General features: G+C 61.5%; 14 protein-coding genes. 6 read left to right on the top strand and 8 right to left on the bottom strand.

Annotated features, from left to right (window positions below; all coding sequences use genetic code 11):
- Positions 1–6 precede the first annotated feature (6 nt).
- The 7 genes from MIC97_RS03970 to MIC97_RS03940 all read right to left on the bottom strand — a co-directional run bounded on the left by MIC97_RS03970 (position 7) and on the right by MIC97_RS03940 (position 6786).
- The gene (locus MIC97_RS03970) at positions 7–1359 is read right to left on the bottom strand and encodes a DNA polymerase IV (protein ID WP_239798941.1); all 1353 of its coding nucleotides are present in this window, start codon (positions 1357–1359) and stop codon (positions 7–9) included.
- Between the two features lie 52 nt (positions 1360–1411).
- Positions 1412–2041, bottom strand: coding sequence for a leucyl/phenylalanyl-tRNA--protein transferase (gene aat, locus MIC97_RS03965; protein ID WP_239798940.1), 630 nt, complete (start codon positions 2039–2041; stop codon positions 1412–1414).
- A 102-nt stretch (positions 2042–2143) separates the two neighbouring features.
- Positions 2144–3487, bottom strand: coding sequence for an acetyl-CoA carboxylase biotin carboxylase subunit (accC, locus tag MIC97_RS03960; protein ID WP_239798939.1), 1344 nt, complete (start codon positions 3485–3487; stop codon positions 2144–2146).
- Positions 3488–3497: 10 nt separating this feature from the next.
- Positions 3498–3965, bottom strand: coding sequence for an acetyl-CoA carboxylase biotin carboxyl carrier protein (accB, locus tag MIC97_RS03955; protein WP_183830676.1), 468 nt, complete (start codon positions 3963–3965; stop codon positions 3498–3500).
- 26 nt (positions 3966–3991) lie between these two features.
- Complete coding sequence (gene aroQ / locus MIC97_RS03950; RefSeq protein WP_183830675.1) at positions 3992–4426, bottom strand: type II 3-dehydroquinate dehydratase; 435 nt, start codon at positions 4424–4426, stop codon at positions 3992–3994.
- A 141-nt stretch (positions 4427–4567) separates the two neighbouring features.
- The gene (locus tag MIC97_RS03945) at positions 4568–5344 is read right to left on the bottom strand and encodes a DsbA family protein (RefSeq protein ID WP_239798938.1); all 777 of its coding nucleotides are present in this window, start codon (positions 5342–5344) and stop codon (positions 4568–4570) included.
- Between the two features lie 44 nt (positions 5345–5388).
- Positions 5389–6786, bottom strand: coding sequence for a M48 family metalloprotease (locus MIC97_RS03940; RefSeq protein ID WP_239798937.1), 1398 nt, complete (start codon positions 6784–6786; stop codon positions 5389–5391).
- 143 nt (positions 6787–6929) lie between these two features.
- Between MIC97_RS03940 and MIC97_RS03935 the strand changes: the two genes are divergently transcribed.
- Together MIC97_RS03935 and MIC97_RS03930 are read left to right on the top strand one after the other, a co-directional pair.
- Entirely contained in the window at positions 6930–8078 is a 1149-nt protein-coding gene (locus tag MIC97_RS03935; RefSeq protein WP_239798936.1) for an aminotransferase class I/II-fold pyridoxal phosphate-dependent enzyme, read from the top strand.
- Between the two features lie 12 nt (positions 8079–8090).
- Positions 8091–9017 (top strand): glutaminase, encoded by a 927-nt coding sequence (locus tag MIC97_RS03930; protein ID WP_239798935.1) that lies wholly within the window; start codon positions 8091–8093, stop codon positions 9015–9017.
- 132 nt (positions 9018–9149) lie between these two features.
- Here MIC97_RS03930 and MIC97_RS03925 read toward each other — a convergent pair whose 3' ends face one another.
- A complete protein-coding gene (locus MIC97_RS03925; protein ID WP_239798934.1) occupies positions 9150–12326 on the bottom strand; it encodes an Rne/Rng family ribonuclease in 3177 nt (1058 codons plus the stop codon).
- Positions 12327–13061: 735 nt separating this feature from the next.
- Here MIC97_RS03925 and MIC97_RS03920 point away from each other — a divergent pair.
- The 4 genes from MIC97_RS03920 to MIC97_RS03905 all read left to right on the top strand — a co-directional run bounded on the left by MIC97_RS03920 (position 13062) and on the right by MIC97_RS03905 (position 18905).
- Entirely contained in the window at positions 13062–14207 is a 1146-nt protein-coding gene (locus tag MIC97_RS03920) for an N-acetylmuramoyl-L-alanine amidase (RefSeq protein ID WP_239801020.1), read from the top strand.
- A gap of 199 nt (positions 14208–14406) precedes the next feature.
- The gene (locus MIC97_RS03915) at positions 14407–16851 is read left to right on the top strand and encodes a penicillin-binding protein 1A (protein WP_239798933.1); all 2445 of its coding nucleotides are present in this window, start codon (positions 14407–14409) and stop codon (positions 16849–16851) included.
- Positions 16852–16984: 133 nt separating this feature from the next.
- Positions 16985–18116, top strand: a protein-coding gene (gene prfB, locus MIC97_RS03910) for a peptide chain release factor 2 (RefSeq protein WP_239798932.1) whose coding sequence is annotated in 2 segments (ribosomal slippage) — positions 16985–17050 and positions 17052–18116 — 1131 coding nt in all. Because the reading frame shifts where the segments join, the coding sequence is not laid out codon by codon here.
- Between the two features lie 138 nt (positions 18117–18254).
- Positions 18255–18905, top strand: a complete 651-nt coding sequence (locus MIC97_RS03905; protein WP_183830663.1) for an OmpA family protein — start codon at positions 18255–18257, stop codon at positions 18903–18905.
- Positions 18906–19318: the final 413 nt, after the last annotated feature.

Here is a 19318-nt window from a genome sequence, read left to right as displayed (position 1 = left end):
CCCGGTTCAGATGCGCTCCCATGGATGGCGCACTTCCGGCTCGTCCTCCTCGCCGGCACGGGTGGGCTTGCCGCGATGGCCACGGCCGAAAGTGTAGCCTGTCTCGACGGCACCATTGCCGAATTTGTTTCGCAGCACATCGATAGCGCCTTCGGCAAGGGCGCGCTTGTGCGAGCGTGTGTCGACGAGATCCGGAGGATCAGCCTTTTCGGCATCGCACAGATCCGACACGCCGATGCCCAGAAGCCGGTATTTTGTGCCGTCGATTTCCCTGCGCAGAAGTTCAAGGCCGGTGGCGAAGATGCGGTCGGCAAGACGGGTGGGGTCACCCAGTTGCCGGTTGCGGGTGCGTGTCCGGAAATCCTTCGATTTCAGCTTCAGCACCACCGTCCTGCCGGCCAGATTGGCTTTCTTCAGGCGCGCCGACACTTTTTCGGAAAGAGCACGCAGCACCGGAACGAGATCGTCCAGTTCTCCAAAATCCGTGTCGAAAGTGGTTTCGGCCGATACGCTCTTGGAGTCGCGGTCGGCGTGGACGACGCGTTCGTCCTGACCACGTGACAGCCTGAACAGCCGGTTGCCCATGCTGCCGTAACGGCGCATCAGTTCGCTCTGCTCCATCTTCTGCAACTGGCCTATGGAGCGGATGCCATCGCGCTCCAGCGTGGCGGCAAAAGCCTTGCCGACGCCCCAGATCAGCGTGACAGGTTGTTCGGCAAGAAAACTGACCGCTTCCGCTTCCCCGATGACGGAAAAGCCGCGGGGTTTACGGAAATCGGACGCGACCTTGGCGAGAAACTTGCAGTAGGACAGGCCAACCGAGGCGGTGATGCCGATTTCCTTTTCCAGCCTTTGGGCAAAGCGCGCCAGCACCAGTGCCGGCGGCATGGCGTGCATGCGTTCCGTTCCGCTCAGATCGAGAAAGGCCTCGTCGATCGAGATCGGTTCGACCAGCGGTGTCAGGTCCTGCATCATGGTGCGCACCTCGCGCCCGACGCGGGCATATTTCTCCATGTTGGGCTTGATGACAGTCGCCTCCGGGCAGGCTTCCAGCGCCTTGAACATGGGCATGGCCGAGCGCACGCCGTTGATGCGCGCAATGTAGCAGGCGGTCGAGACCACACCGCGCTTGCCGCCACCGATGATCACGGGCTTGTCCTTCAACGCCGGATTGTCGCGCTTTTCCACCGCCGCATAGAAGGCATCGCAATCGATGTGGGCCAGATGCAGGCTGTAAAGCTCGTGATGGCGCACGAGCCGCGGGCTGCCGCATTGCGTGCAGCGACGCACCGCAGACTGTTGCGGCGTCAGGCAGTCACGGCAGAAACCGTGTTCGGGATCATTGACGGCGGTGCGCATCGGTCGAACATATGAGGAACGTGCGCCATCCTACGCCAGCGTCGCGGCGGCTTCAACCGCTGCCGGCAGGGGTGAAGCTGGCCGTGCCGACAAGGGCCTCGGCCAGAAGCTGCTCATATTGCGCGCGCGGCACGTCTATGGCGCCGAAGCGCTTGAGATGCTCTGTGGTGAACTGGGTGTCGAGCAGGCTGTAGCCCTGTTGCCGCAGATGCCGTACCAGCGCCACGAGGCAGGCCTTGGAGGCGTCGGTTGCCTTCGAGAACATGCTTTCTCCGAAGAAGACGCGCCCGAGCGAAACACCATAGAGCCCGCCCACAAGGCGGCCTTCGCGCCAGGCCTCGACCGAATGGCAATGGCCCATATAGTGAAGCTGCACATAGGCTTCCCGGATGGGGCCGTTGATCCATGTGGAGGGGCGCTCGTCGCGCTTTTCCGCGCAGGCGTCGATCACGCCCTCGAAATCCGTGTCGAACCTGATGTCGAAAGGATTGTGCCGCAGGGTCTTGGCAAGGCTTCTGGGAATGTGGAAGGCATCCAGCGGAATGATGCCGCGAATTTCCGGCCGCACCCAGAACACTTCCGGATCCGTTTCGCTCTCCGCCATCGGAAAGACGCCGGAGGCATAGGCCTTCAGCAGGAGATCTGTGGGGATGCGGAAGCCGGGTGCGAAGGGGCGGATCATGGCCGCAGCGTCCGGTCTGTGTTCAGGCAGTCTTCATGCCGTCGTTCACCCCCCTTTTCGAGGGGGATGAGAATAGAGGCCATGACAGGCTCCATCGGCAGGTTACTCGCCTTTGGCGAGATACTTTTCCAGCCAGTGGATGTCATAGTTGCCGTCAGCGATGTCATGGTTGCCGACGAGATCGCGGAACAGCGGCAGCGTGGTGTTGATGCCGTCGACCACGAATTCGTCCAGCGCGCGGCGCAGGCGCATCATGCATTCTACGCGGTTGCGGCCATGCACGATCAGCTTGCCGATCAGGCTGTCGTAATATGGCGGGATGCGGTAGCCGGAATAGACGCCGGAATCGACGCGGATGCCGAGCCCGCCCGGCGTATGGAAGTGCGTGATCGTGCCGGGCGACGGCATGAAGGTGCGCGGATCTTCCGCATTGATGCGGCATTCGATGGCGTGACCCTGAAAGCGGATATCTTTCTGCGTCACCGAAAGCCCGCCGCCGGAGGCGACGCGGATCTGCTCGTGCACCAGATCGACGCCGGTGATGGCTTCGGTGATCGGATGCTCCACCTGCAAACGGGTGTTCATTTCAATGAAATAGAACTCCCCGTTCTCATAGAGGAACTCGATCGTGCCGGCGCCCGAATAGCCAAGCTCGGCCACGGCATTGGCGCAGATCGTACCGATGCGCTCACGCTCGGCCTCGTTGAGGGCAGGGGAAAGAGCTTCTTCCCACACCTTCTGGTGGCGGCGCTGCAACGAACAGTCGCGCTCGCCGAAATGCACGCCCTTGCCGGCGCCGTCGCCGAACACCTGAAGCTCGATGTGCCGGGGTTTTTCGAGATATTTCTCGATATAGACCGCGTCGTCGCCGAAAGCAGCACCCGCTTCAGAGCGTGCCGTGGCAAGCGCGACTTCCAGCTCGCCTTCCGAGCGCGCCACCTTCATGCCGCGGCCGCCACCACCGGCCGAAGCCTTGATGATGACCGGATAGCCGATCTCGCCGGCTATGCGCCGTGCTTCGCTTTCTTCCGTGACCGCGCCGTCAGAGCCCGGAACCACCGGAATGCCGAGGCGCTTTGCGGTGCGCTTGGCCTCGATCTTGTCGCCCATCATGCGAATGTGGTCGCCGGAGGGGCCGATGAAGGTGATGTTGTGTGCGGCCAGAATGTCGGCGAACTTGGCATTCTCCGACAGGAAGCCGTAGCCCGGATGCACGGCATCGGCGCCGGTGATTTCACAGGCGGCGACGATCTGGTGAATGTTGAGGTAGCTGTCGCGGGATGGCGGCGGGCCGATGCAGACGGCTTCGTCGGCAAGGCGCACATGCATGGCGTCGGTGTCGGCGGTGGAGTGAACCACGACGGTCTGGATGCCGAGTTCCTTGCACGCCCGCAGAACGCGCAACGCGATCTCGCCGCGGTTGGCTATGAGAACCTTCTGAAACATGCCCACCGGCCTACTCGACCACAACCAGCGGCTGGCCGAACTCGACCGGCTGCGCGTCCTCGATCAGGATGGCGGTGACGGTGCCGGCGCGGGGGGCCGGGATCTGGTTCATCGTCTTCATCGCCTCGATGATAAGCAGGGTCTGTCCTTCGCTCACCTTCTGGCCGACCTCGACGAACGCCTTCGCGCCGGGGGCCGGGGCCAGATAGGCGGTGCCGACCATGGGCGAGGGCACGGCGTTCTTGGAAAGATCGGGAGCCGCGGGCGCAGCTGCTGCAGCAGGCGCTGCCGGTGCAGCGACCGCGGCAGGTGCCGGCGCATAGGCAGGCGCAACCGCGTGAACCGTCGGCGCCTGGCGCGAGATACGCACCTTGAAATCTTCGTTCTCGACCTCGATTTCGGTCAGGTTGGTGTCGTTCAGAATACCTGCCAGATCACGGATCAGTTGCTGGTCAACACCGGTTTTCTTGTTTGTCATGGTCGAGCCTTCTTGTTGAGTGCTGGTCACAGGCGCGCAACGAGCGCCTGCAGCGCCAGCGTGTAGCCGAGCGGGCCGAAGCCGCAGATCATTCCCACCGCATTCGGCGCGATCATCGAGACGTGCCTGAACGCTTCACGGGCGTGTATGTTGGAAAGGTGAACCTCTACGACCGGCAGCGGCTGAACAGCCTTGACCGCATCGAGGAGTGCAATCGACGTGTGGGTATAGGCAGCGGCGTTGATGACGATGCCCGCCGCCTTGTCGGCGGCTTCGTGAATCCAGTCGACCAGAACACCCTCATGATTGGTCTGGCGGAAATCCACTTCAAGGCCGAGCGCGCGGCCCGCCTCACGGCACTGGTCGGCAATGCCCTCAAGCGTCTGCGTCCCATAGATGGACGGCTCCCGCTTTCCGAGCATGTTGAGATTGGGACCGTTCAGAACGAAAACAGTTTTCAATATGCCGACCTTGTTCCGCGACGGAAGCCGATCACCCCCGCCGGACCCTCTATAAAGCGCTTAACCCGGTGCGAAAAGAGCGCAAGCGGGTTCTTTGCCTGTCCACAACAGGCTCCACCCACCAATTAAGCCGATTCTGTGTCAGAGAGCTTTTTTCGCGTCGGCAATTTTCTCGGCAAGCACATCCTTGCCGAGCGCGCCGAACACCACTTCGTCGCCTATCACGTAGGAAGGGGTGCCCGTGATCGAAAGCTTGTTTGCCAGCTCATAGGTGGCAGAGAGCGCCTGCGGGATGGACGGATCCTTCATCTTCTCGCGCAGTTCCGCTTCGGTGGCTCCGAGCGAAACGGCGATCCTGATCGCAGCCTCCTCACTGGCCCCGCCTTCTACCGCCATCAAGGCGCGATGGAATTCGCCATATTTCTCGGGCTGCAGCAGATGGAAGGCCATGGAGACGATGCTGGCTTTTTGCGAATTGGCGCTCAGGATCGGGAATTCCTTGAGCACGAAGCGCAGCTCCGGATCATCTTTGGTGAGGGCGTCCATGTCGTCCATGGCGCGTTTGCAGTAGCCGCAATTGTAGTCGTAGAATTCGACGATGGTGATCTTGCCGTCAGGATTGCCGACCACGCCGTCAAAGCTGGAATTGAAGATTGCGTCCTTGTTCTGCTTGATGGTTTCGAGGCTGGCGACGCGCTGCTGCTCCTGCTGCTTCGTCTCCAGAGAATCCTGCATTTCCAGAAGAATTTCCGGGTTCGCCAGAAGATATTCGCGCACGATGGTTTCGATTGCGGCGCGGTCGGGCTCTTGTGCCTGTGCCGGTGTCACCATCTGAAGATTGCCGCTGCCGGCGATGTAGCCGGTTGCCACCAGTGCGAGACCCAATGCCGTGGCGCTGGCCAGAAATGTCTTCTTCATCGTTGCTAACCTTTTCCCGAGCACGGCGTTGCGCGATCTGGCTCTTACTTGCGGGCGGATTTGCCCTGATTGATGATGTCCTGCGCCCGCGTCCAGGCAGGAGAATTGGGCTTCAGGCGGGTTTGGGCTCTGGCTGCGAAGATAGCTGCATCCCGGTAGCCGCCCGAGTAATAGTAGCCTTCGGCGGTGGCAAGTTCGGCCTCGCCGACATTTCCAAGCAGGCCCTGCGCCTGCGCAAGGTAACGATAGGCCGAGATGTTTTCGCGGTCGCGTTCAAGCCCCTTGTTGATGAGGCCAACCGCCTGTTTGATCGCTTCCGGCGTGCCGATGGCGAGAAGGGCCTGCCCCTGCATCACGGGCAGCAGACCGGATTTCGCTTTGTCGAGCTGGATCGCCTTTCCATAGGCGGCCGCGGCTTCCTTCGGCTTGCCCGCCTTCATCAGAATGTCGCCACGCAGCTCCTGAAAATAGGGGTTGGAGGGCTGGGCCTTGGCCAGCGCATCCGCCTTGCTCTGGGCCGAACGCAGATTGCCGTAAAGATAGGTGATCTGGGCGTCGCCATATTTCGCGGCGAGCGTGCCGGGGCTCTTGGCGATCATGCGCGAGGCGGCTGCCTGACCGTCCGTATAGGCGGCGATCTTGAAGCGCGCCATGTCGTGGCGCTGCTGCAGTGCTTCCGAATCGGCCTTTCCGTAATGCGGGCTTTTTTCGATCAGCGTCTGAAGGTTGGATATGCGGTCCTGCGGCATGGGGTGGCTGACCCGATAGGGGTCGACCTTGGCGCCGGAAAGAGACAGCGCGCTCTGGAACCGCTGGAAGGTTCTGAGCATGCCTTTTCCGGACTGGCCGGTCTTGTCGAGATAGGTGATGGCGGAGCGATCGGCCGCCATTTCCTCGCCACGCTGGTAGGAAAGCAGGCTTCGGCGCGCGACCTCGCCACCGCCGGTGGCAAGGCCGATTCCCGCTCCGGCAAGGCCGCGATTGTCGGAAGCTCCACCGGCCACGATCGCACCGGCCCCAAGCAGGCTGGCGATGATGGCCATGGTCTTGGCCCGCTCCAACTGATCGCGCAGCCTCTGCTGATGGCCGCCGGCCAGATGCCCGGCCTCATGGGCGATCACGCCGATGATTTCGTTGGGTGTTTCGGACTGCATCAGCGCGCCGGTGTTGATGAACATGCGGCGGCCGGCAACGAAGGCGTTGAAACTCTTGTCGTTGACAAGAACGATCTGGATACCGGCCTTCGACAGACCGGCGGCATTGAAGATCGGACGGGAGTAATCGCGGACCAGAGCCTCGATCTCCGCGTCGCGAACGACGGGAACGCCCTGCGCGAAACTTTGCGCACAGGTGGAGGCCAGCAAAGCAAGACCGAGCGACAGTTTGGCCAGCGTCTTGCCAGCCTGGATCGCAGGCCGGACATTTATGGGCAGGTTCATCATTTCCGCTCCACTGGTAGCTGAGCCTTCGTGCGATGAAAAGGCGCTGGCGTAAAGTTCATGAACTTGTGATCCCCACAGCAATAGGGCAATTGTGCGGCGCCTGCACTGTTTGAAGTGCGGGATTGGAACGAGGATTGGTGCAAATGGGTGTGTCGTCGTCACGTCGCGGAGATGTCGAGCCTTTCCATGCAATGGATGTGCTGGCCGGCGCAAACCGGCTGATCGCACAGGGAATCGATGTCATATCGATGGCGGTCGGCCAGCCCAGCGATCCCGCACCGCTCACAGTCCGGCGCGCCGCTTCCGAGGCGCTGGAGCGCGGGCGGATCGGCTACACAGATGCGCTGGGGCTGATGAGCCTGCGCGAAGCCATCGCGCGCCATTATGCGGAGAACTACAAAGTCGAGGTTTCGCCCGACCGTATCGCGGTGACGACCGGCTCTTCGGCCGCCTTCAATCTGGCTTTTCTTGCCATGTTCGACACAGGCGATCGCGTTGCCATCGCGGCGCCCGGCTATCCGGCCTATCGCAACATCATGGCCGCGCTCGGCATCAAGGTGGTCGAGATCGAGCTGGACGGCGCGCCCTATCTTGATGCTGCGCATCTGCGTGCCGCCCACGCAGACAAGCCGCTGAAGGGTGTTCTCTTTGCAAGTCCGGCCAACCCGACGGGTTCGGTCATTTCGGAACCGGACCTTGCCGAACTGACAGCTGTCGCACGCGAACTCGGAATCACCGTCATTTCCGACGAGATCTACCACCGGCTGACCTATGGCGCGCCGGACACCACGGCGCTTGCCTATGGCGACGACGTGACCGTCATCAACTCCTTCTCCAAATATTATTGCATGACCGGGTGGCGAATCGGCTGGATGGTGTTGCCGCAGGAGCTTGTGCGCCCGGTGGAGCGCATCGCGCAAAGCCTTTACATCTCCGCGCCGGAACTGTCGCAGGTCGCGGCCATCGAGGCCTTCTCGGCGACCGGGGAACTGGAGGCCGTGAAGGCGCGCTATGCACAGAACCGCGATTTGCTGATGCAGCGGCTACCTGAGCTCGGCTTTCCGCTGGCCGCCCCGATGGACGGCGCCTTCTATGCCTATTGCGATGTCAGGCGGCACACGAACGACAGCATGGAATTTGCCCGCCGGATGCTGGCAGAAGCCCATGTCGCGGCTACACCGGGGCGGGACTTCGACACGAGGCAGGGCCATCGCTACATGCGTTTTTCCTATGCCGGGAGCAACCGCGATATGGTGGAGGCTCTGGCCCGTCTTGAGCGCTGGCTGAAATAAGGGGAGGTGAGCGTGCCGGATCTGCAGGCTGTTCTCGATGAAATTACCGTTGAGATGCTGGCAAGGACGGATCGCGGTGCTGTTGCCGGCTATATTCCCCAACTGGCGAGGGTAGACCCCCGCAAATTCGGGATTGCCGTGGCACTTGTCGACGGCCGGGTGCTGACGGCGGGAGACGCGGATGAAAGCTTTTCCATCCAGAGCGTCTCCAAGGTTTTCACGCTGACGCTGGCGCTCGGAAAGGTGGGCGACGCGATATGGCGCCGCGTCGGGCGCGAGCCTTCCGGCAATCCGTTCAATTCGATTGTCCAGCTCGAGCATGAGGCGGGCGTTCCGCGAAATCCCTTCATCAATGCCGGCGCCATCGTGGTTGCGGATATGCTTCTGGCGGGCCACCAGCCGCGCGAGGCGATCGGCGAAATCCTGCGCTTCGTTCAGTTCCTTGCCGACGATGACGGGATTGTCATCGATCATCAGGTGGCAGCCTCCGAGCGTGCCACGGGATTTCGCAATTTCGCTCTGGCGAACTACATGAAATCTTTCGACAATCTCCTTCATGAACCAGAGCTGGCTCTCGGCGTCTATTTTCACCATTGCGCGATTGCCATGAATTGCCGCCAGCTTGCGCTGGCCGGGCGCTTTCTGGCCGACAAGGGCAGGGCGGCCGGCGGGCATTCCGTCGTCTCGGCCGAAAGGGCGCGGCGCATCAGCGCCCTGATGCTGACCTGTGGCCATTATGACGGTTCAGGCGATTTTGCTTTCCGGGTTGGCATTCCGGCCAAAAGCGGTGTCGGCGGCGGCATTCTGGGCGCGGTGCCGGGCGTCGGCTCCGTGGCTGTGTGGTCTCCGGGGCTCAATGCGCACGGCAACTCGCAACTGGGCACGCTGGCGCTGGAGAAACTGGCGCGGGCGATGAACTGGTCCGTGTTCGGAGCCTGATCTCCTCCTGCCTTGAGCCGCTACGAAAAAGCCCGGCTGCTTTTGCAGCCGGGCTTTTTACAAATTTGTTTCAGGCGGAATTCGTTTTCCGCAAGCTTGCCCGAAGCCGCGATCGGCACCGGGCAGATTGGTTTAGAAGAAGCTCTTGCGCTGCCACCAGCCGGCACGCTTGGGCTTCTCCTCGGCCGGGGAAGCGGCCTGATCGGTTTCGGGCACCACCGAAGACACAACCGGAGCGGCAGGTGCTTCCGCCGTTGCGGCAGGCTTGCGGCGGGTGCGCGTCGGTTTGGCGGGCGCCTTTGCCTCGGCAGAAGCTTCCTGATCAGCCGCGCCATTGGATTGAGTGTCCTGAGGCGCAGGTGCCGTTTCTTCCGCAGCGACGGAGGGAGCGGTCTCGGCTGAAGGCTCGGCTTTTGCCTCCTCAACGGGCTCAGAGGCTTGAGCGGGAGATTCCGCCGCAACTTCATCAGCCTTGGGCTTTTTGGCACGCGGCGCGCGGCGCGCACGCTTCGGCTTCTCAGCAGGCTCTGTGGCAACGGCTTCGGGTTCTGCCGCCGCAGCCTCAGGCTGCCCGGCAACCACAGCTTCATCCGCATCCGCCACGGCCTCGACGGTCCCCGTGACAACCGACACTTCTGCAGCAGCCGGAACCTCGGCCTCGGTGGCAGGCTGTTCAGCCGCTTCGGCTTCGTCGGCGGATGCCGTTGCGTCGCTGTCTTCTGCCGTTTCGTCCCCGGAAGCGACGATCTCGGCGCCATCTTCCTCGCCATTGCGGCTGCGACGGCCACCGCGCTTGCCGCGACGACGCTTTCTCGGCTGGCTGTCCTCGGCCTTCACCGGCTCTGCATCATCGTCAGCGGCTGCATCGCCGTCTTCGGCCTCGCCGTCGAGGGCATCGCCTTCTGCGGCCTCGGTTACAGCGTCGGAACCGGTTGCATGGGCCTGCTCATCACCGTCACGATCCTTGCCGCCCCGCCTGCGGCGGCGCTTGCGGCGCTTGCGGTCACGATGGTTGTCGGACTGGGTTTCCTCACCCTGAGCTGAGACTGCCTCTTCGATATCCGCTTCGTCCTCATCGACAATGATGTCGTCTTCAGGATCTTCTTCGGCGGCAAATCCGGTCTGGGTATGGATCTCGACGAAGCCTTCCGGCTTCTCGGCGACGGCACCACGGGTGATGACATAGTGCTGCGAAGCGGTGCTTTCGTCCGCCTCGATGGTGATCGTCACGCCAAAACGCTTTTCCAGATCGATCAGCGTGCTGCGCTTGTGATTGAGCACATAGAGTGCCGTTGCGGCAGGCGTGCGCACGGTGATGTGATTGCGTGCATCCTTCAGCAGGAATTCCTCGATGGCCCTCACGACCATCAGCGCAACTGAAGAATCAGAGCGCACATGGCCACTGCCGCCGCAATGCGGGCACGGCTTCATGGTTGATTCCAGAACGCTGGCGCGGATGCGCTGGCGCGACATTTCCAGCAGGCCAAAATGCGAGATACGGCCGACCTGGATGCGGGCGCGATCGTTCTTGAGGCATTCCTTGAGCCGCTTTTCAACCGTCCGGTTGTTGCGGCTCTCCTCCATGTCGATGAAATCGATCACGATCAGACCGGCAAGGTCGCGCAGACGCAACTGGCGTGCCACTTCCTCGGCCGCTTCCAGATTGGTGTGCAGCGCCGTTTCCTCGATGGAGTGCTCCTTGGTGGAGCGGCCCGAGTTCACGTCGATAGCAACCAGTGCTTCGGTCTGGTTGATGATGAGATAGCCACCGCTCTTGAGCGTCACCTGCGGCTGCACCATGCGGTCGAGCTGCCCCTCGATGCCGGAGCGCACGAAGATCGGCGTGGTGTCGCGATAGGGCTGGACCACCTTGGCGTGGCTCGGCATCAGCATGCGCATGAAGTCCTTCGCCTCGCGATAGCCTTCCTCGCCGGCGACCAGAACTTCGTTGATATCCTTGTTGTAAAGATCACGCACCGAACGCTTGATGAGCGAGCCTTCCTCGTAAACGAGGGCAGGGGCCGTCGACTGAAGCGTCAGATTGCGGACGTTTTCCCACATCCGCATCAGATATTCGTAATCGCGCTTGATCTCCGCCTTGGTGCGGCTTTCGCCGGCCGTGCGCAGAATGACGCCCATGCCTTCCGGAACCTCCAGATCGGTCATGATCTCCTTGAGGCGCTTGCGGTCCTGGGCATTGGTGATCTTGCGCGAAATGCCGCCGCCACGGGCGGTGTTCGGCATCAGCACCGAATAACGGCCGGCCAGCGACAGATAGGTGGTGAGGGCCGCGCCCTTGTTGCCACGCTCTTCCTTGACCACCTGCACCAGCAGGATCTGGCGGCGCTTGATGACTTCCTGAATCTTGTAGTGGCGGCGCAACGGCTTGCGGCGGGTACGCGCTTCTTCAAGCGCATCTTCCGCACCGACCGACTCGACTTCGTTCTCATCGCCATTCGAGGAAGACACTTCCTCGATTATGCCGCGTCCGGCTTCTTCCTGCTCACCTTCGGAAGAGGCGTCGCTGTCGCCTTCGGCAGACGCGCTCTGTTCATCTTCCGACGAAACGCTCTGCTCGGGCGCGGGTTCGGAAATGACGTCTCCTTCGGAAGCGGCCGCCATGGAGCCGGGCTTGGTGCCGTCCGTCTCCGTCGTATCTTCCGACTCGTCGTCGGAGGCTTCGACGGTCTCCGAAGCTTCAGGCGTTTCGCTCTGATCCTGAGCGTCAGCTACCTTTTCGGCCTGCGGAGCATCTTCACTTTCGGGCTGATTTTCGTCAGCCGCGCTTTCCACAGGTTCAAAAGCATTCTCGGCGACGGCTACCGCGTCGTCCGATTCATCGTCATCGCTGGCGGTTGCGACATCTTGCGTCGCACCTTCAGCATGAACCGCCTCATCGCCATGGTCGCGGGCCTTGCTGCCGCGACGGCGATTGCGGCGTGAGCGGTCGCGTTCCCGGTGCTCGCCACCCGAAGTGTTTTCACTGCCTGAATGCTCGTCGTCATGCTCGGCCTGAGCGTCTTCGGCCTCTGCGGCCAGAAGCGCCTGCCGGTCGGCAACCGGAATCTGATAGTAGTCCGGATGAATTTCAGAGAAAGCAAGGAAACCATGCCGGTTTCCGCCATATTCGACGAAAGCGGCCTGAAGCGAAGGTTCTACCCGCGTGACCCTGGCGAGATAGATATTTCCTTTGAGCTGCTTTTTATCCTGTGATTCGAAATCAAATTCTTCAATACGGTTACCGCGAACGACAACGACGCGGGTCTCCTCCGGATGGGAGGCATCTATAAGCATTTTGTTGTTGGGCATTACTGCGTTTCCTCCCGGCAGCCACCCGTGCCGGCCAGCCGGGCCATGCCCGCCGCTGCCGTCTGAAAAGGTTGAGGGTGCCGGATAATTGTATGTCCGCGGCCTGTCGCCGAAGCGCGATGGCAAAGCCGCCCGCTGCCATGGTGGCGCGGTGTGATGCGGAACTTTCCATTTTGGCGCTTGAGGGCATTGTGAGCCACTGGACCTTTTGAACCAAAGCCCGGGAAACCGGACCAGCTTGTTTGCTCTTGATCAGAGCCGGCCGGGCAGACCCGAGCCGTTTTCATGAACGCAGACCACTCCCCGCCACGGGTTCATGCCTGCGAAAACCTTTTTTGTGACCAGCCGCGAACCGTATCTATCCCGCGAGGACGATGCCGGCCACTTTCCATGGCGGGCAGAATCGCAGGGGGACGGTTCCGAGATTGCGGTAGTCCACCGCTGCTTTTAAGATTTGGCGAGGTGGAACGCAACCCTGTTTTCGGATGCCGGCAAACACGCACTGCATCGCGTAATGTCGTGTTCGCAAAGGCTTGGTTAACCTTCTTTGGCTACGAACCGTTAATCGAATTGCGTCGTATCGGCGTTACGATCAACAACGGGCAAGCCGCCGCAATGGAAGCCACGCGACATTATATCGGGACGCATACCGAAAATCGCAAGTCGGCCGGCGCCGTGAGGCATCTGCTTGCCGTTCTTGCTCTTATGGCTCTGCTTTGCGGATTGCAGGCGCTGATGCCTTCATCCGTGCTGGCCGAGGAGACCGTTACCGCCAGCGAATACAAGATGGCCGGCGACGCCACCAGGATGCGCATCGTGATGAATTTCGACGGCGAACCGGAGCCGCGCTGGTTCCTTTTGCGTGCGCCGCACAGGCTCGTCATCGATCTGCCGTCGACGAACATGAGAATCGCGACCTCCGATCTCAAGGCCAAGGGTTTGGTGGCAGGCGTGCGCTACGGCAGCACCGGGGATGGCAATTCCCGCCTGCTCATCTCCGGCAAAGGGCCGTTCATGGTGGACCGGCTCGATGTTCTGAAAAACGAGGACGGTAAGGGCTACCGCATCGCCATCGAGATTTCGGCGGCTTCAGATCGTGAGTTTGAGGCGGCACTGGCCGAGCAGGCGATGACTACGGCCTCGACAGTTGCCGGTGACAAGGGCGACCGCAGGTCGAACCATCCGCTCAAGCGCTTCACCGTGGTTCTGGATCCGGGGCATGGCGGCATCGACGGGGGAGCAGAGGGCGTCAGCGGTACGCAGGAAAAGGAAATCACGCTGGCGTTTGCCCGCGAACTGCAGGCGAAGCTTGCCAGTACGCGCAAATACGATGTCATCCTGACGCGCGACAGCGATGTGTTCCTGCGCCTGGATGACCGGGTGCGGATCGCGCGGCAGAATGAGGCCGACCTGTTCATTTCAATTCATGCCGATACGATCCGGCTCAAGGGCATTCGCGGCGCTACTGTCTATACCGTGTCCGACAAGGCTTCGGATGCCGAGGCGCAGGCGCTGGCGGAGCGCGAAAACCTGTCGGACCAGCTTGGCGGTGTCGAGGTGAAGGTGGACAGCCCGGAAGTGGCCGACATTCTGTTCGACCTGATCCGTCGCGAGACGCATTCCTTCTCGATGAGCTTTGCCAATACGCTTGTGGGAGAACTGTCCACAACGGTTGGACTGATCAACAATCCGCACCGTTTTGCCGGGTTCAGGGTTTTGCGCGCGCCCGATGTGCCATCGGTGCTGGTCGAGCTTGGTTATCTGTCCAATCCGGAAGACGAGGCGCAGCTGATCAACCCCGAATGGCGGGACAAGGCCGCAAACAGCATCATCAATGCCATATCCGCCTTCGCTTCGGCCAAGGCCGCAGCCGGCGGGTGAGGGCCTCCGGACGGCAAAGGCAGCGTTGCAAGCGCACAACACAGTACGATATTGTGAGGGCCTTCGAGAATCGGGTTTGCCCGCTGCCGTAATTTACCCACATGAGGGCGACAATGGTTCCCGATCCTGGCACTTTTCGGGTTTTTGTGCACGCTGATGCGCCGTACCGGAGGGCCATGAAGTCTCGAACGGAGCGGGCATGATTCGTCTATTGGGCTATTTTTTCGGCATCGGTACAGCGGTTGCCCTGCTTGTGGCAGCGGGCGTGGCTGTCTATGTCGGCAATCTTTCCAAGGATCTGCCCGACTATGAAGTTCTGGCCAGATATGAGCCGCCCGTAACGACGCGCATTCATGCTTCCGATGGTTCGCTGATGGCTGAATATGCGCATGAGCGCCGGCTGTATCTGCCGATTCAGGCCATACCGGATCGTGTGAAGGCTGCCTTCCTTTCGGCTGAAGACAAGAATTTCTACAATCATCCGGGTATCGACATTCAGGGCATCGGCCGCGCAGCGGTTCGTTATGTCTCCGGCGGCCCCATGCAGGGCGGCTCTACCATTACCCAGCAGGTCGCCAAGAACTTCCTGCTGACCAATGAGCAGACCCTTGACCGCAAGATTAAGGAAGCCGTGCTGTCGTTCCGTATCGAGGAAGCCTATTCCAAGGATCGCATCCTCGAACTCTACCTCAACGAAATCTTCTTCGGTCTCGGCGCCTATGGCATAGCGGGCGCGGCGCTCACCTATTTCGACAAGTCGGTGAACGAACTGACCACCGCAGATGCCGCCTATCTGGCGGCATTGCCCAAGGGCCCGGCCAACTACCATCCGTTCCGCCACACCGAGCGCGCCATCGAGCGCCGCAACTGGGTGATCGACCAGATGGTGGAGAACAATTACATCTCGCGGGAAGAGGCGGAAAAGGCCAAGGCTGAAGGGCTGGGCGTCAAGCCACGGCGTGGCGGCACCTATCTGTTCGCCGGCGAATATTTCACCGAGGAAGTGCGCCGCGAGATCATTTCCCGCTATGGCCAGACGGCTCTCTATGAGGGCGGCCTGTCGGTGCGCACCACGCTCAACCCGGAAATGCAGCGCATCGCGCGCAAGGCCATGCAGACCGGCCTGATCAAATACGACACGCTGCGCGGTTATCGCGGCCCGGTGACGACCATCGACGTTTCCGGCGACTGGGGCGTGCCGCTGGGCGAGGTCAAGGGGCTGGACGATGTGCCGGAATGGACGCTCGCCGTCGTTCTGGAAAGCGGAGCTTCCGGGCTCCGCATCGGTCTGAAGCCGGCAAGGCAGGTTTCGGGTGAACTGGTCAAGGAACGCGTGGAAGGCACCGTTTCCAAGGAAGATATGTCGTTTGCCATGCGCCATGTCGTTGATGGCAAGACGCTGAAGGCGAACTCTCCCGCCGATGTGCTGAAGCCCGGCGATGTCGTGTTCGTGGAAAAGCAGGAAGGCAGCGAAAACGCCTATCGCCTGCGTCAGATGCCCGAGGTGAGCGGCGGCATGATCGCCATGGATCCGCATACCGGGCGCGTTCTGGCCATGGTCGGCGGCTTCTCCTACGCCCAGTCGGAATTCAACCGCGCCACCCAGGCGATGCGTCAGCCCGGATCATCGTTCAAGCCGATCGTCTACGCGGCGGCGCTGGACAATGGCTACACGCCGGCTTCGGTGATCATGGACGGTCCCATCACCATCCAGAGCGGCAACACCGTATGGACGCCGAAGAACTATGATGGCCGCGCTGCCGGCCCCTCGACGCTGCGGTCCGGCATCGAGCGTTCGCGCAACCTGATGACGGTTCGCCTTGCCAACGACATGGGCATGAAGCTGGTGGCCGAATATGCGGAGCGCTTCGGTGTCTACGACAAGCTGGCGCCTTATCTGCCGATGTCTCTGGGTTCGGGCGAAACGACCGTGATGCGCATGGTTTCGGCCTATGCGATCATGGCCAATGGCGGCCGCTCCATCAAACCCTCGCTCATCGACCGCATCCAGGACCGCTATGGCAAGACCGTTTTCCGGCACGATGATCGCGGTTGCGAGGGCTGCAATGCCAGCGACTGGCAGAACCAGCCGGAGCCTGAACTGATCGACAATGCGGAGCAGGTTCTCGATCCGATGACCGCTTACCAGATCACCTCGATGATGGTGGGTGTGGTGCAGCGGGGCACCGCCACCTCCGTGGCCGAGCTTGGCCGTCATATCGCCGGTAAGACCGGCACGACCAATGACGAAAAGGACGCCTGGTTCATCGGCTATACGCCCAATCTCGTGGTCGGCCTCTATCTGGGCTACGACAAGCCGAGGAGCCTCGGTCGCGGCACAACCGGTGGCGGTCTGTCCGCGCCGGTGTTCAAGGACTTCATGCGCGCCGCGCTCGAAGGCACGCCGAATGTCGATTTCAAGGTGCCGGATGGCATGAACCTCGTCTCCATCGACCGCAAGACCGGCATGCAGGCAACACCCGGCCAGCCGGGTACCATCATGGAGGCCTTCAAGCCCGGCACCGGCCCGGCCGACTCCTACTGGGTCATCGGTATGGGCGAGGATGGCTCCAACGGCTACGGCGAGGCACTTTCGCCACAAGCCAATCAGGCCATCCAGTCTGGCGGCGGCGGCCTTTACTGAGCCGGCTTTCGCGCTCTGACAATACAATGGGCAGGCCGTGCGCCTGCCCATTTCGCTTTACAGGGGCGGCCCCTCTGCCTATGTATCGCGCCCAGCAATCCGATCTGCATCAATAAGGGACCAGCGCCGAACCATGCGCGCCGAAACACAGAATATTGTCGACGAAATCAAGCAGGCCATAACCCTGCTGAGGAGGCATCTTTGACTGGGATCAGGCTCTTAAACGACTGGAGTATCTGAACGTTCTGGCGGAAGATTCCACGCTCTGGAACGATCCGCAGGAAGCCCAGAAGCTGATGCGCGAGCGCCAGACGCTTGATGACGGAATCAGCGCCGTCAAAAGCCTGACGCAGTCGCTGGCCGACAATCTCGAACTCATCGAGATGGGCGAGGAGGAGGGCGACGACAGCATCGTCACCGAGGCCGAGGACGCCCTGCGCGCGATGCGCGGCGAGGTGAAGGCGCGTCAGGTCGAGACCCTGCTGTCCGGCGAAGCCGATTCCAACGACACCTATCTGGAAATCCATGCAGGTGCCGGCGGCACCGAAAGCCAGGACTGGGCCTCCATGCTCCTGCGCATGTACACGCGCTGGGCGGAGCGCCGCAGGTTCAAGGTCGAGGTGCTCGAAGTTCATGACGGCGAAGAGGCGGGGATAAAGTCCGCCACGGTGCACATCAAGGGCCAGAACGCCTATGGTTGGCTGAAAACGGAATCGGGCGTGCACCGGCTTGTGCGCATTTCGCCCTATGACAGCAATGCACGCCGTCATACCTCGTTCGCCAGTGTCTGGGTCTATCCGGTCATCGACGATTCGATCGTCATCGAGATCCCGGAATCAGAGGTGCGCATCGACACATATCGCTCGTCCGGTTCGGGTGGGCAGCACGTCAACACCACGGACTCGGCCGTGCGCATCACCCATATCCCCACCGGCATCGCCGTTGCCTGTCAGGCGGAGCGTTCGCAGCACAAGAACCGCGCCAAGGCGTGGGAAATGCTGCGCTCGCGCCTCTATGAGGAAGAGCTGAAGAAGCGCGAGGCGGCAGCCAACGCAACCGAATCGTCCAAAAGCGATATCGGCTGGGGTCATCAGATCCGCTCCTATGTGTTGCAGCCCTATCAGCTCGTGAAGGACCTGCGCACCGGCGTGGAATCGACCAGCCCGTCGAATGTTCTTGACGGCGATCTGGACGAGTTCATGGAAGCTTCCCTGTCCCAGCGTATCGAAGGCGGATCGGGCGAAGTGGTTGCAGATCTGGAGTGATGGCCAAATGGCCGGGGAAAGCCCCGGCCTGAGCCCAAAAGGGCTACCAAGTTCCGCTTTTCGCCGTATTTTATGCTAGAACGGGCGGCAAGGGACCAAGGGCGCTTACTGCGTCGCAGCTTATGAGGGATAATCCTGATGAAGACCAGAACAGTGATCGCCATGATGGTTGCCGGCGCTCTGACGGCGGCATGCTCGACCGACCCGTATACCGGCCAGCAGAAGATTTCCAATACGGCCGGCGGCGCGGGCATCGGTGCTCTGGCCGGCGCGGCGCTCGGCACGCTTGCAGGTGGCGATGACCGTCGCAATGCCCTGATCGGTGCTGGTGTGGGTGCGCTCGCTGGCGGTCTGGTCGGCGCCAAGATGGATCAGAACGAAGCTGAGCTGCGCGCGCAGTTGCAGGGCACCGGCGTGAGCGTCACCCGTGTCGGCAACCAGATCATGCTCAACATGCCCTCCGACATCACCTTCGGTGTCGATCAGGACGCGGTGCGGGCCGACTTCTATCCCGTCCTGAATTCAGTGGCGCTGGTTCTGCGCAAGTACAACCAGACGCTGGTCGACGTGTATGGCCACACCGACTCCACCGGCAGCGATCAGCACAATTACGACCTGTCGCAGCGCCGTGCGCTCTCCGTCGCCAACTACCTCTCGGGGCAGGGCGTGGATCAGCGCAGGTTCGCCGTCAGTGGTTTCGGCAAGACCCGCCCGATCGCCAGCAACGGCACCGCCGACGGACGCGCGAAGAACCGCCGCGTCGAGATCCAGCTTTCGCCGCTCACCTGATCGCGGCCACTGCAGACGAACAAAAAGGGCGGGATTTCCCGCCTTTTTTATTGTTTCGGCGCCGGGCATCCGGCCTGTCGAAAAAGCTGGGCTTCCACTCTGGAATGGCGGGCCGGAGTAGCGGGCGTTCTGATGAACGCAGCCCCGTTGCTCAGCTTGTTTTCCTTGCCCTCATGTGTGCGGTGCCAGACGATTCCGTCTGACTGCAAAATGCCTTCCCCACCTCTGCCTCTATTTCCTCTGCATGGCATTTATCTGCTGCCCGGAGGCGAGAGCCAGCTTCGCACAGATCTCCGATGTCCGGTCGGACGGAGGTGGGCCGAAACGATCTTCATCGGGCTCGGTTCGGGAGCATGGGTGATGTGGCAAGCCATCGGCGGTTTGCCGGGCACAAAAAGAAAGGGCGGGAAAAT

This window comes from Aquamicrobium sp. NLF2-7, from assembly GCF_022359935.1.
GTDB lineage: Bacteria > Pseudomonadota > Alphaproteobacteria > Rhizobiales > Rhizobiaceae > Mesorhizobium > Mesorhizobium lusatiense.
The sequence above is the reverse complement of the archived record's forward strand: the minus strand, read 5'-3'. Positions and strand labels throughout refer to the sequence as shown.

Coding starts and splice junctions, on each gene's coding strand:
- MIC97_RS03970 (WP_239798941.1), bottom strand. CDS start 1,359: ATGCGCACCGCCGTCAATGATCCCGAACACGGTTTCTGCCGTGACTGC.
- aat (WP_239798940.1), bottom strand. CDS start 2,041: ATGATCCGCCCCTTCGCACCCGGCTTCCGCATCCCCACAGATCTCCTG.
- accC (WP_239798939.1), bottom strand. CDS start 3,487: ATGTTTCAGAAGGTTCTCATAGCCAACCGCGGCGAGATCGCGTTGCGC.
- accB (WP_183830676.1), bottom strand. CDS start 3,965: ATGACAAACAAGAAAACCGGTGTTGACCAGCAACTGATCCGTGATCTG.
- MIC97_RS03945 (WP_239798938.1), bottom strand. CDS start 5,344: ATGAAGAAGACATTTCTGGCCAGCGCCACGGCATTGGGTCTCGCACTG.
- MIC97_RS03940 (WP_239798937.1), bottom strand. CDS start 6,786: ATGATGAACCTGCCCATAAATGTCCGGCCTGCGATCCAGGCTGGCAAG.
- MIC97_RS03935 (WP_239798936.1), top strand. CDS start 6,930: ATGGGTGTGTCGTCGTCACGTCGCGGAGATGTCGAGCCTTTCCATGCA.
- MIC97_RS03925 (WP_239798934.1), bottom strand. CDS start 12,326: ATGCCCAACAACAAAATGCTTATAGATGCCTCCCATCCGGAGGAGACC.
- MIC97_RS03920 (WP_239801020.1), top strand. CDS start 13,062: ATGCCTTCATCCGTGCTGGCCGAGGAGACCGTTACCGCCAGCGAATAC.
- MIC97_RS03915 (WP_239798933.1), top strand. CDS start 14,407: ATGATTCGTCTATTGGGCTATTTTTTCGGCATCGGTACAGCGGTTGCC.
- MIC97_RS03905 (WP_183830663.1), top strand. CDS start 18,255: ATGAAGACCAGAACAGTGATCGCCATGATGGTTGCCGGCGCTCTGACG.